The organism is Actinacidiphila sp. bgisy167 (genome assembly GCF_057707665.1).
This window is the reverse complement of sequence record NZ_JBYIQP010000212.1, coordinates 1-991: the sequence shown is the minus strand read 5'-3', so window position 1 is coordinate 991 and position 991 is coordinate 1. Positions and strand designations below refer to the sequence as shown.

The following is a 991-nucleotide window of genomic DNA, read 5'->3' as shown; positions in this document are numbered from 1 at the left end:
TAAGACCGACCGGCAAATGGTGTGCTGCTGCCCGGCGACTGGACGCTCTCGTTACGAGACAGGCACGGGCCTGAGTGATCATGGAGTTCTCTACGCTCAGTGATCACCGGAGGGCCCGTGCCTGCTGTGCCATCTTGCCTGCTCGAACCCTTGTGGGACCAGTTCGCCGCGCTGCTGCCGGCGCGCGACGAGTATGCGCCGACCCACCCGCTGGGCTGTCACCGACGCCGGGTCCCGGACCGGATCGTCTTCGAGCACATCGTGCAGGCCTTGGTCCACGGCACCGGATACGAGCGCATCGCCAGTCCGGGCTGCTCCGACCGCACCATCCGACGCCGCGTCATGCTCTGGTCGCAGATGGGCATATCAGAGCAGGTCCACGCGCTGGCGCTCCAGGCGTACGACCAGATGATCGGCCTCTCACTTGCCGAGATCTCCGTGGACGGCTGCATCACGAAAGCTCCCTCGGGAGGCGAGAAAGCCGGACGCTCCCCGGTCGACCGGGGCAAGCAGGGACTGAAACGATCAGTGGCCTCGGATGCGGCCGGGGTCCCTTTGGGGATCGTCTCCGCAGGCGCAAACCGGCACGACTCACCGCTCCTCGGCCCCACCCTCGAAGCAGCGAAAGCCCAGGTAGGAGCACTACCTGAGCAAGTGAACATCAACCTCGACCGCGGCTACGACAGCGCCAAGACCCGTGCTCTGCTCAACGAGTTCGGCTTCACCGGCGAGATCGCCCGCAAGGGCGTGCCCGCACCGATCCAGGCCGGCAAACGGTGGGTGGTCGAGCGGTCGCACTCGTGGATGAACGGCTACGGCAAGCTGCGGCGCTGCACCGAGAAGGACGGCAGCGTCGTGGACTTCTACCTCTACCTCGCCGCCGCATTCGTCACGCTCCGCATGCTTATCCGACGCTCGACGAACCGCTATCGCTGGGACGGCCGCCCCACTACCCGACGCCTCAAGTGATCCATTTGCCGGTCGGTCTAAG

1 protein-coding gene is annotated in these 991 nt (G+C 65.9%); it reads left to right on the top strand.

Translation table 11 applies throughout. The annotated features are described in order from the left end of the window. Positions 1-117 precede the first annotated feature (117 nt). On the top strand, positions 118-969 hold the full coding sequence (locus AC3ET4_RS30835) for an IS5 family transposase (protein ID WP_431955274.1): 852 nt from the start codon (positions 118-120) through the stop codon (positions 967-969). Positions 970-991: the final 22 nt, after the last annotated feature.